The sequence below is a fragment of the Williamsia muralis genome (assembly GCF_002735905.1).
Classification (GTDB): Bacteria; Actinomycetota; Actinomycetes; order Mycobacteriales; family Mycobacteriaceae; genus Williamsia; species Williamsia muralis_A.
This window is the reverse complement of the sequence record NZ_PEBD01000010.1, coordinates 816065-830602: the sequence shown is the minus strand read 5'-3', so window position 1 is coordinate 830602 and position 14538 is coordinate 816065. Positions and strand designations below refer to the sequence as shown.

The window sequence follows — 14538 nt, the reverse complement described above, 5'->3', positions numbered from 1 at the left end:
CCGACATTCCGACAGGGTGCGCCGGGGTCGGTTACATTCCTTGCGGGGGTGAACGTGGAGATCATCGGAAGAGGCGGACGTATGAACCCAGCACGGCCCCTGCAGTGACCGTTGTCGTCGGATATCAGCCCGGGCGCGGAGGCGATGAGACGATCGAGCTCGGGTCCGGCCTCGCCGATGCGCTCGGTACCAGCCTGGTATTGGTGATCGCCACCCCCAAGCCGTGGAGGACACCATCGATGGCCCGCGTCGATGCCGAGTTCGCCGAGTACGCACAGCGTTACGGCGACGACGCCGAGGCCGCCGCCCGAACTCACCTGCGGACCCGCGCACCGGGCACCACGGTGAGCTTTCGCCGCATCAGTGAAGGCTCGGTGTCCAAGTCACTGCATGCGGCTCTCGACGACCTGGACGCGGACGTCCTCGTGCTCGGAACCACACACGGCGACGACGACGGCCGAATGTCGCTCGGTGCCACCACCAGTCGCCTGATGCACTCCAGCTCCGTACCGCTTGCGCTCGCCCCGAGGGGCTACCGTTGCACCGCCATCACCGGTGTCACCTGCGCGTACTCCGGCGACTCACGCGGCGAAGACGTGGTCGTCTCGGCACGTGATCTCGCCGCACGACTCTCCGTCCCGCTACGCGTGGCGACGTTCGGGGTTCGGCCGGCGGACATGTTCCCGCCCGAGGTCGGATTCGATGCCGAACGCGGCATCATGCAGGCCTGGCGCGAGCAGATGGCGGCGTCGATGCAAGAGCTGGTGCACCGCAACGTGATCGACGACAGCGTCCGGACGTTGGTGAGCACCGGCGACAACTGGGACGCGGCCTTCGACGGCATCGAATGGCCGCACGGTGAGATCCTCACCATCGGCACGACCCCTCGCGACTCCGTCAAACGCGTATTCCTCGGGTCGACAGCGGCGAAGATCATCGCTGCCGCGACCGTTCCCACAATCATCTTCCCCGGCTGAGGTACCCACATGGATGTCAACAAGAACCCGGCCTCCGCCGGCGAAGCACCACTGACCGTCTCCACCCTGTTCCGCCGAAAACCCGTTCCCACCGGCTACCTCGTGGAAGCGGACACCGGCCTCAAACGCACCATCACCACCACACAGCTGGCGTGCTTCGGTATCGGATCCACCGTCGGGACCGGCATCTTCTTCGTGATGAGCGAGGCCGTGCCCGATGCCGGGCCCTCCGTGGTGATCTCATTCCTCATCGCCGGCATCGCCGCCGGTCTCGCGGTGATCTGCTACGCCGAGATGGCGTCGTCGGTGCCGGTGTCGGGGTCGACGTATTCCTACGCTTACGCGACGCTCGGCGAGGTTGTCGCGATGGCTGTCGCAGGTTGTCTGCTGCTCGAGTACGGGGTGGCGACCGCCGCGGTCGCCGTCGGCTGGAGTCAATATCTCAACGCACTCCTCGGTTACATCCACCTACCCGAGATCCCACATGCGCTCAGCGCGGCCCCGTGGGACGAGAACCCCGGTGTGGTCAATCTGCCCGCGATCATCCTGGTGGCCCTCTGCGCGGTTCTCCTCATCCGGGGAGCCAGCGAGTCCGCCCGCGCCAACGCGGTCATGGTGGCCATCAAGTTGTCGGTGCTGGCCCTGTTCGCAGCGGTCGCATTCTCCGCCTTCAACACCGACAACATGAGCCCGTTTTTCCTCGACGGCGCCAACGGCGTGACCGCCGCAGCAGGCGTCATCTTCTTCTCGTTCATCGGACTCGACGCCGTGTCCACGGCAGGCGAAGAGGTGAAGGACCCGCAGCGCACCATGCCCCGGGCCCTGATGGCCGCGTTGATCACCGTCATCGTTGTGTACGTGTTGGTCGCGCTTGCCGCAGTCGGCGCCCAGCAGGCAGACAAGTTCAAGGGCCAGGAGGCCGGCCTGGCCCAAATCCTCGAGGACGTGACCGGGTCGACCTGGCCGTCCATCGTGTTGTCGGCGGGTGCCGTCATCTCCATCTTCTCGGTCACCCTGGTCACCTTGTACGGACAGACCCGCATCCTGTTCGCGATGGGCCGCGACGGCATGCTCCCGAAGTTCTTCACGCGGGTGAACGCCACGACGCTGACGCCGGTGAACAACACGGTTGTGGTGGCCGTCGTCGTGGCACTGATGGCCGGTTTCATCCCCTTGGATTACCTGATCGACATGGTGTCGATCGGCACGCTCACCGCCTTCACCGTCGTCAGCCTCGGTGTGATCATCCTGCGCCGCCGCGAGCCGAATCTGGAAAGGCCGTTCAAGGTCCCGTTCTATCCCGTCACCCCGGTTCTGGCCATCGCGGCATGCATGTACATCCTGTGGGGACTGCACTGGTACACCTTCGTCTTCTTCGGACTGTGGGTGTCGGTGGTGATCTGCTACTACCTCATCTACGGCCGTAAGCACTCCAGGCTCAACGTGACCTCTGACCCGCTGGGTGGATGATCGGGTTTCTGGTAGACGCTCGGTCTGCGGAGCGCAGCGTTCGCAAGATTCGCACACGCGGGGCCGCGGGTCGGCTCGGGAGACTCGTCGACGCTCGGTCTGCGGGAGGAGCAACGACGAGAGTCGCACGCGGGGCCGCGGGGCCGCTCACGAAACCCGCCCACGCTCGCACTACAGACCGAGCAACGACGAGAATCGCACGTCGGGCCACGGGGCAGCTCACGAAACTCGCGAACGCACGCACCACAGACCGAGCGACCACGAGAGTCGCACGCCCGGCCACGGGGCAGCTCACGAAACCCGCATACGCACGCACCACAGACCGAGCAACCACGAGAATCGCACGCCCGGCCACGGGGCCGCTCGCGAAACCCGCACACGCTCGCACCACAGACCGAGCATCGACGAGAATCGGACGTCGGGCCGCGGGGCAGCTCGGGAAACTCGCCCACGCTCGCACTACAGATCGGGACGCCGCGCGAAGTCGTTTAACGGCTCGCCAAACTCGCAAACGCTCGCACCACAGACCGAGCAACGACGAAAGTCGCACGCGGGGCCACGGGCCCGCTCGCGAAACCCGCACACGCACGCACCACAGACCGAGCAACAACCAGAACATCAAGCACGGCCTACCGACCTACGCCGTGTTGTGTTCCTCTGCCAGCGCGTCGAGTGTGGTTTTTGTGACCTTGCCTTGTGCGCCACGCGGCAGGTCAGGAACCACGATGACGTCACGAGGAACTCGCGACCGCGACAGCTCGGTACCGATGTAGGTCTTCACGTCGGCGGCCGCCACGTCGGCACCGTCACGCGGCACCACGAATGCCCGAAGTCGTTGGCCGAAGTCCTGATCGGGGACGGCAACAACTGCGGCGTCGACGATGTCGGGATGCTTGCCGAGCGCCAGTTCCACCTCTTCGGGGAAGACGTTCTCGCCGCCGGAGATGATCATCCCGTCACTGCGGCCCTCGACGAACAGCCTTCCCGCGGCATCGAGACGTCCGGTGTCCCCGGTGTTCAACATCCCGTGCAGTGTCTCTTTGCTCGTGCCGTTGGTGTACTTGCTGATCTGGCTGCCCGACCGCACGAAGATCTGCCCGGACTCCCCCGGCGGTACCCGAGCACCGTCTCTGATGATGGCCACTTCGACACCCAGCGGTGGGCGCCCGGCGGTGGTCGGTTCGGCCGCGAGGTCGTCAGGGGTCGCAATGGTGACGTACGAAGCCTCCGTCGCGCCGTAGAGATTGTGCAGTACCGGCCCGAACCGCTCGGCGACGGCACGCACCAGGGATGGGTCGAGTTTGGCGCCGCCCGAAGCGATCATCCGGAGCCGGCCGTGGTCGATGCGACGGAGCTGTTCCTCGTCGAGGTCCATGAACCGGCGCAGCATGGTGGGGACCACCATCATTGCGGTGCAACGGTGTTCGACCAGGAGACTCAGCGACTCCGGTGCCCGGAACCGCCGGTCCATGACCACGGTCGCGCCGGTCAGCAGGCACACCATCGTGGCAAGCAAGCCCCAGCCGTGGAACGCCGGCGCCGACATCAGCACGGTGTCGGAGCCGCGGATCGGGATCTTGGAGACGAACCCGGCCGGCAGCGACATCGACACTGCGCCATCGCGCGGCGCGCCCTTCGGCGCTCCGGTGCTGCCGCTGGTGAGGATCACCAGCGACGACTGGTGCTGAGGCGCCCGCGGCAGTTCGGTCGAGCTCGACGCGATCAGGTGGTCGAGTGTTTCGGGTCCTGGCTCACCCTCAGCCTGGTCGGCCCAGGCGACGTACCGGCGGACCCTGTGGTCGACCAAATCGAGGACACCGGCGAACTCCGCGTCGTGCAGGATCACGTCGACCTTCTCGCGAGCGGTCACCTCCGCCATCTGTTTGGCGCCGAGATCGGTGTTCAGCAGCACCACACGTGCACCGAGTCCGATGCCGGAGAGCAAACCGATCACCGCGAAGCGGCTGTTGCGGCACATCACTCCCACGGTGGGACGGCCCTGACCTGGCAGGACCGCACCCAGGCCGTTCATCACCGCGTTGCACATCGCGGCCAATTCGCTGTACGTCACCGGCCCCTGCAGGTCGATCAGCGCTACCCGATTGCCGTGGATGGCCGCATAGATCGCGGGTCCCGCGGCTTCACCTGCCGCACGACGCAGCCTGGCGACCTGCGGCAGTTGACGAACACCCGGCATCGCACCGGCGCGCCTCAGTTCCCGTACCGCCGCCAACTCGGTACGCACATGGTTCACCTTCGACACGCGACGCCTCACCACACCATCGTCGCGAGATAGCGCTGCGCGTAGTCACGGACCGCTTCGGGCTCCGATCTGCTCTCATCCATCGCCGGGGTGTCGAGGTACGAGATCACCAGCCGGACAAGGATTTCGGTGACCGCGTGCAGATCCTCATCGGGCATCTTCGCGCCGGCCGCCCGCAACGTCTTCATGATCCGTCCGGTCACGATTTCGATGAACAGACCGGTCACCGAGTTGGTGATGCCCTTGAGTGCGTCGCGTTCGTCGACCATCATGCGGCGGATCAACGGATCGTTGTTCACCAACTGCGCACCGGCGAGGAACGCCTCGACGACCGCTTCCTGCGGTCCATGGCCGACTGTGGCCTGCTCGAGCAACATCATTCCGTCGAGGTAGATGCGTTCGGCCACGCCGAGCAGCAGCGCCTCCTTGTTCGGGAACCGTCGATAGAGGGTGCTGCGGCTGACCCCCGCGCGCTTGGCGACGTCGTCGACGCCGGTACGGCGAATGCCGTTGTCCTCGAACTCGCCTCGCGCCGCCTCGAGGATGGCGTCTTCTTGCTCACGCGGCGATGCCGTGTTACGCACCTTGCGCGACGATGATGCCCGTTCTTCGGTGGGACTCGACGACCGCGCCATCACACGCGCCGCATGGTGACGGGCAGCTTGTCCTTGGGCACAGGCAGCGAGCTGAAATCCATCGGCATCGTGTAGTCCTGCGGCACCGACCACTCGAAACCGCGTAACAACTGGTGCATGATCGTCCGGACTTCCATCTGCCCAAAATACAACCCGATGCACTTGTGCACGCCACCGCCGAAGGGCATCCAGGCCATCCGGTGCTTCTTGTCCTCGGCGCGCTCCTTGGTGAACCGCTCGGGGTCGAAGACGAACGGGTTGGACCAGTACTCGGCGTCGTAGTGATTGGTCAGCCCTGGAACCGACACGATCGAACCCTTGGGCACGTAGTGCCCGAGTACCTCGGTGTCCTTGATCGCCATCCGCGGCTGCCCGGGAACCGGAGCGCACATGCGCAGCGACTCCTTCATGATCAGGTCGAGATCGGTCAGCTTCGCCAGGTCGTCGTAGCCGAGTTCGGCGCCGAGTTCCATGGACTGGGCGCGGGCACGGTCCTGCCACTCGGGCGACTTGGCCATGCGGTAAGCCATCTGACTCATCGTCATGGTGGAGGTGTCGTGGGCGGCCATCATCACGAAGATCATGTGGTTGACCACGTCTTCGTCGGTGAACCGGTGGCCCTCCTCGCTCTCGGCGTGGCACAGCACCGAGAACAGGTCGGGCGACTCCCCCGCCCGCTTGGCGGCGATATGGCTCATGAAGAACTCTTCGAGGACTTTGCGTGACCGCAGCCCCTTCCACCAGCGACCACCGGGGACCGGCCGACGAACCAGCGCGACTCCTGCGCGGACCGTGTCGATGAACGCCTTGTTGACGCGGTCGGCTTCCTCTTTGGGCAGTTCCAGACCCATGAAGACCTCGAGGGCCACGTCCAGGGTGAGTGCCTTGAACTCGCTGAACAGTTTGACCTCGCCGACGGGGAACTGCTTGATTCGCTCGACGATCATCGGCTGCATTTCTTGCATGTAGCCCTTGAGCACGGGCTGGGTGAAAGCCTGCTGGAGGATCAGCCGATGGTGGCGGTGCTCTTCGAAGTCGAGCAGCATCACACCGCGATTGAAGAACGGGCCGATGAAAAAGCTCCAGGCCGGCCCGTTCGCGAACGCCTTGTCCTTGTTCATCAGGATCTGATCGGCAGCCTCGGGTCCGCGGCAGGTGACCAGCTTCTGCCCGAAGGCGTTCATGAAGGAGACACGACCGAATGCCGCCTGCTGGGCGTCGCTGAAGGCGAACGGGTCGCGGCGCATCTTCAGGATCTGGATCGCTCCGTTGGTGTCGGAACCCTCGATCGACTTCAGACCGCTGCCCGATGGGGCCTCCGCCAGGATGACCGACATTGCTGAACCTCCGCTGTTGGAACGATTTCGCAGAATTGTATCTTCTGGCGGTGTCCAGGCACAGTCGGTTGCGGTTTTCAGTTGTCGGCGAGTACCGCCAGGCAGCGACGCAGACGCTCCAGCCACCAGTCCCGCCTGTCCTCTCCGGCCAGGGGCAGCACGGTCGGATCGATGTCGACCAGTCGGGGACTGAGCGAACCCATTTCTGGCACAAAGGGATCGGCGACGTCGGTGACGAACAGTCCGCCGGTGCCGAGCCCACAGGCAGGGGGTGCCGAAGGCAACGCGACGGCGGTGGCCACTCCGGCGGAGATACCGACCGCGGAGTCGAGGGCGCTGGAGATGACCACCGGTATCGGAATCCGGCCGGCGAGATCGAGCACGCGTCGCATGCCGCCGAGCGGGGCCACCTTCAGGATGGCGACGTCGGCGGCGCCGGCGGCGATGACCCTGAGAGGGTCACTGGCGCGCCGGATGCTCTCGTCGGCCGCGATCGGGGTGTCGACGGCGGCCCGGACGGCAGCGAGTTCGTCGATGGTGACGCAGGGCTGCTCCGCGTACTGCAGCTCACCGAGCGCGCGGATCGCTGTGATCGCTTGCTGCACAGTCCATTTACCGTTCGCGTCCACCCGGACATGGTCAATGCGGGACCGGACGGCCTCCACGCGTGCGACGTCGTCGTCGAGCGTCTGCCCCTCCTGCGCCACCTTGACCTTGGCCGTGTGCGCCCCTGGATATCGGGCCAACACCTCGTCCACCTGGTCGGCCCGGATCGCCGGAACGGTGGCGTTGACCGCAACCGAATCCCTCACCGCGGGTGGCGGTCCGAGGTAGGCGGCTTCGATACCCGCCGCCAGCCAGGCGGCCGATTCGGCGTCGTCGTACTCGACGAAGGCACCGAACTCACCCCATCCGGCCGGACCCCGGAACAGCATCACCTCACGAGTGGTGATGTCGCGAAACCGCATGCGCATGGGCAACGCCACCACCACGGCCGACTCTGCGATCTCCTCGTAAGACGGGACCGGAGACGCGGAGGGGATCGTCATGAACGATTCACCGATCTGCCGCCCCGGCCAACCAGCCGAGTACCAGTTCGAGCCTCTGCTGCTCCAACTCTGGCTGCGGATTGACCGCCGCCGCAACGGCTTCCCCATCGAAGAGATTGACGATGGTGAGCGCCACGAGTTCGACCTGCCCGTCGGGCAATCCCTGCACGGCGGGGACCGTCCGCGCGAACTGAGCTATCTGATCGTGGTACTCGGCAAGCAAGGGGGCGAGCCGATCCCGAAGCCCCGCGTCGGTCCGCGCGGCGATCAGCAGTTCGTACCAGGCACCGTTGATGGGCGCCCGGCACGCTTGCCGGACAAGCACGAGGCAGTCCGCCAAGGTACCCGTTCCCAGCAGCGCCAGACTCTGCGAAAAGGCTTCGAACTGTCGGGCACGCACCGAATCGGCGGCCGCGATCACCAGGTCCAGCCGAGTCGGGAAATGCCGGAACAGCCCACCCTGGGACACTCCGCTGCGCGCACAGATCTCGCTGATGGTGCTGCGCTGATATCCCAGCTCGCACAGCGACTCCACACACGCATCCACCAGCCGCGCCATCGTTGCCGTCCGGCGCTGCTCCTGGGTACGGCGTGCCTCTCCCATCTACGCGGTCGACCTCTCTCGTACCGTCCCGCGCGCCCCCGCACGCAAGAACTGGCCGGCCTGGACCGTGGTGCCGAAACCCGGCGCGAAGTTGCCGCGACCGTAGAGATACCGGCCGCCGACCACGGTCGCAGACACTGCGTCGTCATTACGATTGACCATGCGCTTGATCCCCCCGAATTCGGTCATGGTTGCCTCAGCGTATTCCTTGGTCTGGTCGGTCAGTCCCGCCGGGTCGACGACCACGAAATCGGCGCGGTCCCCCTCACGCAGGAACCCGGCGTCGAGGCCGTAGAACTCCCCCAATTCACCGGTGAGTTTGTGCACCGCTTCCTCGATGGTGAGAAATGGTGTGCGCGAGCCGTGTTCGGCGTCTCTCACGCGTTGCAGCAAACGGATCCCGTAGTTGTAGAACGCCATGTTGCGCAGATGCGCACCGGCGTCAGAGAAGCCGATGGTCACACCGTTCTGATTGATCAACCAGTCGGCGATCTCCGGACGGTCATTGGTGATCACGGTGCGCCAGCGGAACTTCGTACCGTATTCCACGACGAGGTCGAGGAACATGTCGGTGCTGTGGACCCCGCGTTCGCGGGCCACCTCTTCCACCGTCTTACCGATCATGGATTCGTCGGGGCACTCGGTGATCTCGGCATCGTCGAAGTCGCGATGCCAGATGCGCGAGCTGAACTTCTTCTCGAAGTCTTTGCGGAACCACCGCCGATACTCGGGATCGGCCAGCAGTTCGTTACGGCCCATCTCCTCGCGCAGGTGCAGTGCCGCACGGCCCGAACCGAACTCCTCGAACACCACGAGATCGATGCCGTCGCTGTACACCTGGAAGGGCACCGGCAGATGCTGCCAGCGCAGAGCGCCCCGACCCCATTTGTTGGCCACTGTCGCGATCGGCCCGAAGATGCGCCGCACCCACCGGTCCGACTTCGCGTCGGCGGCCGCCAGAACCGAGGTCTTCAGGGGCTTGCGGCCGAGCCCGGTGCTCCCGGCGAGGAAAAAGAGGATGTCGTACTTGGTGTTCAGGTTGGGGATGGTCTGCAATACCCGATCACGTTGTCGCAGTACCTTGTTGATCTTGCGGCGCTCGCTCCAGTGGGCATAGGTCGAGGGCAGTGACCGCGATCGGTAGCGGTCGCCGTCCAGCTTGTCCCAGGGGTTGGTCATTCCCGACACCCCGAGGAATCCCGCGTCGAGCGCGTCGTTGACCGCCTCGAGCATGGCGTCCATCTCGGCGCTACTCGGTGTGTGCGACCGATCGGTGGAGCGACCGAGCCCCATCACGGCGGTCCGGATGTCGGAATGACCGAGGAAGGCGGCGATGTTCGGGCCCAATGGCAGTTCTTCGATGGCCGCGACGTAGGACGCAGGATCGGTCCACGTCTTGCCGCCTTCGAGCGCCTTGATCACGTGATCGCGCGGGAGGGCCTCGACCCGGCTGAACAGGTCTGCGGCGTCGACCGGGGTCGTGTACACGGTGGACAGCGAACAGTTGCCGATGATCGCGGTGGTGATGCCGTGACGCACCGACTCACCGAGACCCGGCGCCACCAGAACCTCCGCGTCGTAATGGGTGTGCACGTCGATGAATCCGGGCATCACCCACTGACCGGCTGCGTCGATCAGCTGCGTGTCGGGCCCGGCGGGCAGAGGTGTGGCGGAGACGGCGACAACCCTGCCGTTCCGGATTCCGAGGTCGCGGCGCAGGCCTGGCTGACCGGTGCCGTCGAACCAGGTGCCACCGCGGACAACCATGTCGTACGGGGCATCGTCTCCCGTATGTCCGTTGTCGTCGACCGGTGCCGTGGTGTCCGCCTGCAGACTCATGTGTGACCTCCATCACTACCTATGGCAACGATAACATAGAGAGTGGCCACTCGCGAACTAATTCTTGGTTCTCGCTTTGCAACAGGTGCCTGCATGCAACCGGGGCCAGACACCGACCGCTCCTTCTGCTCTGAGCAGATTCGCGGTGCAACGGCCCGCCCGTCGATCTACGTTCGGTAGATGGGCCGCAGTCTCACCATCACCGACACCACGTCCGCCGACCTCCGTGCCCGTTCACGGCCTCGCGAACAACCGCAGGAACCCGAGCCGCTCTGGCGCGACATCCTCGGGACGTACCTGCGTGATGTCCGCGGGGAGCAGGGCCGGATCCTCACCGGGGTTGCCGCCGAAGCCGGTGTCTCGCCCCAATATCTGTCCGAGATCGAGCGCGGACGCAAAGAGCCGTCGTCGGAGATCCTCTCGGCGGTCGCCGGCGCCCTCGGCCTCACACTTCTCGACATCACCAAAGGCGTCGCCGCAATCATCGAGCGGGCCACACACGATGCAGCCGGCCAGGCCATCGCGGTGGACGGACTCCCCCGGACCTCCTCCCCGGTGTCGCGGCCGGTCTCATCTTCGGGCCGTGCTCACCTGCGTCTGGCGTCGTGACCTGGCCGTCGGCATTCCGTAGGGGTCACCGCATCGGCCGGTACTCCAGGACCTGGTCGGCCAACCCGTATTCGACGCCGGCCGCCGCGGGCAGGATGAGCTCACGGTCGGTGTCGTGACGGAGGGCGTCGAGGTCCTTACCCGTGTGCCGCGCCAGAAGTTCCTCGAGTTCGGCACGTACGCGAACCACCTCGTCGGCGTGGATGATCAGGTCGGGAATCGACCCCTGACCCTGAATCGACGGCTGGTGCAACACCACTCGGCCGTGCCGGAGGATGGATCGTTGTCCGGCCGCACCTCCGGCGAGCAGAACCGCGGCGGGACCACCGGCCTGACCGACGCAGGTCGTCGCGACGTCGGGCCGGATGAACTGCATCGTGTCGTACACGGCGAGCATCGCGGCCGGCGACCCGCCGGGTGAGTTGATGTAGAGGTTGATCGGCATCTCCGAGCTGTCGGACTCCAGATGCAGCAACTGCGCGATGAGTACGTTGGCCACCCCGTCGTCGATCTCGGTGCCCAGGTAGACGATCCGCTCGGAGAGAAGTCGGCTGTAGATGTCCATCGAACGCTCCCCTGCTGCGGTCTTCTCCACCACGTACGGCACCGTGTACGTGCTCATCGGACGCCCCCCAGTGCAACCGGGCGGGCCGACGCCGGATAGATGTCCGCGACACCGTCGGCGATGCGGTCCACGAATCCGTACTCGACTGCCTGCTCCGCCGTGTACCACCGGTCCCGTAGCGAGTCGTTCCAGATCTTCTCGGGGGGCTGTCCGGTGTGCTCGGCGATCAACGCCAGCACGGTGTCGCGGGTGTGCCGCAGATCGTCGGCCTGCAACTCGACGTCGACCGCGGTTCCACCGATGCCGGACGAACCCTGGTGCATCAAGATCCGGGAATGCGCCAGCGCATGCCGTTTGCCCGGCGTCCCTGCCGACAACAGGAATTGGCCGGCGCTGGCGGCGATTCCGAGGGCAAGGGTGCTGACGTCGTTCGGAATGGCCCGCATGACGTCCATGATCGCGAGCATCGCCGGCACCGATCCCCCAGGCGAGTTGATCCAGAAGCTGATGTCTTTGCGTGAATCGTCGGCCGACAGCAAGAGCAGCTGGCTGCACAGCCTGTTGCCGAGCTTCTGGTCGAGCTGATCGCCGAGCACGATCACCCGTTGGTGAAAGAGCCGCGATTGCAATTCGTCGTCGATGATGGCCGGAGGTGCGTAGTTGTCACTCATGACCCCACTGTGAACCCAGCCCGGGGCAAGCGAAAGATGTTGCTGCCCAGGGCAGATCAGCCCTGAGCGGTTCCGCCCACGGCAGCAACGCAAACGTCAGAAATCGTTGAGAATCCTGGTACGGACCGCGCGGTACTCGTCGAGGCTGATGGTGCCCGCCGCACGCATCGACTCGAGTTCGGCCAGCCGCTGGCCAGGCGTGCGTGGTGGACCGGGCGCCGCGGCCGGTGGGTGCGTGAACGAAGCCGCGGCCGGCTTGCTCATGTCCGGACGCCCCGATGTCGGACGGCCCGGCGGCCCCTGCTGGGCGAACCCGTCCGGACGTCCGTGACGTCGCGCGATGTCCATCACCTGGTCACGCACAACCGGATTCGATCGCAGGTCCACCCTGCCTCCGAACGGGATGTTGTTCTCGGCGAAGACCCTCATGATCTCGATCAGGGCATCACTCTTGCCGGACAGATCGAACTCCTCGCCGGTTTCGGTGTCGGTGAAGCGCGCGGGCGACGTCCCGGCCAGCAGTGCTGTGCGCTGCCAGTCGATGTCGAACTCACCCGAGTAGGTGTCGACGAGCACCGCAACCCTGTGCGACCGCAGAGCCGGCAAGAACATGAACGGCACCACCACGCGTTTGGTCGCATCGAACGGGGCGATGCCGTCGCCGGAGATGGCCAGCGAGATCTTCATCATCGGCTGTCCGTTGATGCGCACGTTGGTCTGGTCCACCGAGCGCACCTCGCCGATGCCGAACCTGCCGTTCTGTTCCAGGTTGTACCGTTTGCGTCGGCGACGGTAGAGCGACTGTGCGACAAAGTATCCGATGACCACGTCTGCGACCGTGATTCCCAGACCCGCGTAGAACATCCAGCCGGTGAGCGGGTCGTCGATGAGAAAATACGCAACCAGGAAGATCGGACCGACGATTCCGCAGAGCAGCGTGAACAGCAGGATCGGCACGAACGTCCGTAGGAAACTCGGTTCGCGGTTACTACCACCCTGTCCGAAGAAGCTCATGCTGTGGCACCCTCACCCCGCCGGCCCGGGCGCGGTTCTCGGCCCCAACTGTCACCGGCTGTCGAGGTGAATAGATATCACAACCGACGCAGCGTGACCGGGAAACTGTCCTTGGGGATCGGCAACGACGCATAGTTCATCGGGATCTCATAGCTGTCGGGCACCGACCACTCGAAGTTGCGCAACAGCTGATGCATGATCGTCTTGACCTCCATCTGGCCGAAGTACAGCCCGATGCACTTGTGCACGCCGCCGCCGAACGGGCTCCACGCCATACGATGCACCTTGTCCTCGGCCCGCTCCTTGCTGAAGCGCTCGGGGTCGAAGGTCCACGGGTCTTTCCAGTACTCGGGGTCGAGGTGATTGATCATGCTGGGCACCGTCACCATGGTCCCCTTGGGAAGGTAGTAGCCCTGGATCTCGGTGTCCTGCACGGTCATCCGGGGATGCGCCGGGACCGGGGTGCACATCCGCAGCGACTCCTTCATGATCAGGTCGAGGTCGGTCAGCGCGGCGAGGTCGTCGTAATTCAGTTCCGAACCCAGCTCGCGGGACTGCTCGCGGGCGCGCACCTGCCACTGCGGCGACTTGGCCATGCGGTAACACATCTGGGTCATCGTGATGGTGGAGGTGTCATGGGCGGCCATCAGCACGAAGATCATGTGATTGACGACGTCCTCGTCGGTGAAGCTGTGTCCCTCATCGCTTTCGGCGTGACAGAGCACGGAGAAGAGGTCGGGCGTCTCGGTCGCCCGCTTGGCGGGGATGTGCTTGTAGAAGAACTCTTCGAGGATCTTTCGTGAGCGGAGACCTTTCCACCACCGGGTACCGGGGACCGGTTTACGGATCACCGCGACGCCTGCCTGCACGGTCTCCAGGAAGGCCTTGTTGAGCCGGTCAGCCTCGTCCTTGGGCAACTCCATCCCGAGGAACACCTCGAGTGCGACGTCGAGGGTCAGGGCCTTGAACTCGTGGAACAGCAGCACCTTTCCCGTCGGGAACTGTGCGACCCGGTCACGGATGATCGGCTGCATCGCGTCCATGTATCCGCGTAAGACCTTGGCGTTGAACGCTTGCTGCAGGATGAGCCGGTGGTGGCGGTGCTCGTCGAAGTCCAGCAGCATGACGCCACGGTTGAAGAACGGCCCGATGAGATAGGTCCACGCCGGTCCGTTCGCGAAGGCTTTCTTCTTGTTCATCAGGATCTCGTCGCAGGCGTCGGGGCCCGAAGCGATGACGATCTTCTGCCCGAATGCGTTGATACCCGAGACCCGCCCGTACTTGGCGTGCCGTTCATCCGATTGCTTGAACGGGTCGTGGCGCATGGCCAGGACCTCCATGACGCCGTTGCGCGTCGAGAAGGGGACCTCTTTGAGGCCACTCCCGGAAGGGATCTGCGAGAACTTGGTGGGCATACGTCGACCTCCGAAGAAACGAATTTCTATAACCGTATCTTTGGCGGAGTTACTTGTAAACCACGTCACACGTATCCATCGGCCCCGGCA

The 14538-nt window shown here is 65.0% G+C and carries 13 protein-coding genes; 3 read left to right on the top strand and 10 right to left on the bottom strand.

Annotated elements, in window-relative coordinates; translation table 11 throughout:
• The first annotated feature begins 104 nt into the window (after nucleotides 1-104).
• Together CSW57_RS17500 and CSW57_RS17495 are read left to right on the top strand one after the other, a co-directional pair.
• Nucleotides 105-977 (top strand): universal stress protein, encoded by an 873-nt coding sequence (locus CSW57_RS17500; RefSeq protein WP_143696562.1) that lies wholly within the window; start codon nucleotides 105-107, stop codon nucleotides 975-977.
• Between the two features lie 9 nt (nucleotides 978-986).
• Nucleotides 987-2447, top strand: coding sequence for an amino acid permease (locus tag CSW57_RS17495; protein WP_099383917.1), 1461 nt, complete (start codon nucleotides 987-989; stop codon nucleotides 2445-2447).
• A gap of 637 nt (nucleotides 2448-3084) precedes the next feature.
• Here the strand turns inward: CSW57_RS17495 and CSW57_RS17490 are convergent.
• The 6 genes from CSW57_RS17490 to CSW57_RS17465 all read right to left on the bottom strand — a co-directional run bounded on the left by CSW57_RS17490 (nucleotide 3085) and on the right by CSW57_RS17465 (nucleotide 10102).
• Entirely contained in the window at nucleotides 3085-4692 is a 1608-nt protein-coding gene (locus CSW57_RS17490) for an AMP-binding protein (RefSeq protein WP_223249327.1), read from the bottom strand.
• A gap of 26 nt (nucleotides 4693-4718) precedes the next feature.
• On the bottom strand, nucleotides 4719-5345 hold the full coding sequence (locus tag CSW57_RS17485; protein ID WP_023956124.1) for a TetR/AcrR family transcriptional regulator: 627 nt from the start codon (nucleotides 5343-5345) through the stop codon (nucleotides 4719-4721).
• The gene (locus CSW57_RS17480) at nucleotides 5345-6682 is read right to left on the bottom strand and encodes a cytochrome P450 (protein WP_099383916.1); all 1338 of its coding nucleotides are present in this window, start codon (nucleotides 6680-6682) and stop codon (nucleotides 5345-5347) included. Before CSW57_RS17480 ends, CSW57_RS17485 begins: the two co-directional genes overlap by 1 nt.
• 77 nt (nucleotides 6683-6759) lie before the next feature.
• Nucleotides 6760-7731 (bottom strand): o-succinylbenzoate synthase, encoded by a 972-nt coding sequence (locus CSW57_RS17475; protein ID WP_099383915.1) that lies wholly within the window; start codon nucleotides 7729-7731, stop codon nucleotides 6760-6762.
• A 7-nt stretch (nucleotides 7732-7738) separates the two neighbouring features.
• Nucleotides 7739-8335: a TetR/AcrR family transcriptional regulator gene (locus CSW57_RS17470; protein ID WP_099383914.1), complete on the bottom strand. Its 597-nt coding sequence runs from the start codon at nucleotides 8333-8335 to the stop codon at nucleotides 7739-7741.
• Nucleotides 8336-10102 carry an N-acyl-D-amino-acid deacylase family protein gene (locus CSW57_RS17465; protein ID WP_223249402.1) on the bottom strand — a complete coding sequence of 589 codons (1767 nt, stop codon included), beginning with the start codon at nucleotides 10100-10102 and terminating at the stop codon, nucleotides 8336-8338.
• Between the two features lie 252 nt (nucleotides 10103-10354).
• Between CSW57_RS17465 and CSW57_RS17460 the strand changes: the two genes are divergently transcribed.
• Nucleotides 10355-10783 (top strand): helix-turn-helix domain-containing protein, encoded by a 429-nt coding sequence (locus CSW57_RS17460; protein ID WP_099383912.1) that lies wholly within the window; start codon nucleotides 10355-10357, stop codon nucleotides 10781-10783.
• A gap of 25 nt (nucleotides 10784-10808) precedes the next feature.
• Here the strand turns inward: CSW57_RS17460 and CSW57_RS17455 are convergent, their stop codons facing one another.
• From CSW57_RS17455 to CSW57_RS17440, 4 genes are all read right to left on the bottom strand, one after another.
• Nucleotides 10809-11405 (bottom strand): ClpP family protease, encoded by a 597-nt coding sequence (locus CSW57_RS17455; protein WP_099383911.1) that lies wholly within the window; start codon nucleotides 11403-11405, stop codon nucleotides 10809-10811.
• Nucleotides 11402-12019, bottom strand: a complete 618-nt coding sequence (locus CSW57_RS17450; RefSeq protein ID WP_099383910.1) for a ClpP family protease — start codon at nucleotides 12017-12019, stop codon at nucleotides 11402-11404. Before CSW57_RS17450 ends, CSW57_RS17455 begins: the two co-directional genes overlap by 4 nt.
• Before the next feature lie 96 nt (nucleotides 12020-12115).
• Nucleotides 12116-13033 (bottom strand): hypothetical protein, encoded by a 918-nt coding sequence (locus CSW57_RS17445; RefSeq protein WP_099383909.1) that lies wholly within the window; start codon nucleotides 13031-13033, stop codon nucleotides 12116-12118.
• A gap of 77 nt (nucleotides 13034-13110) precedes the next feature.
• The gene (locus CSW57_RS17440) at nucleotides 13111-14448 is read right to left on the bottom strand and encodes a cytochrome P450 (RefSeq protein WP_099383908.1); all 1338 of its coding nucleotides are present in this window, start codon (nucleotides 14446-14448) and stop codon (nucleotides 13111-13113) included.
• Between the last annotated feature and the right edge of the window lie 90 nt (nucleotides 14449-14538).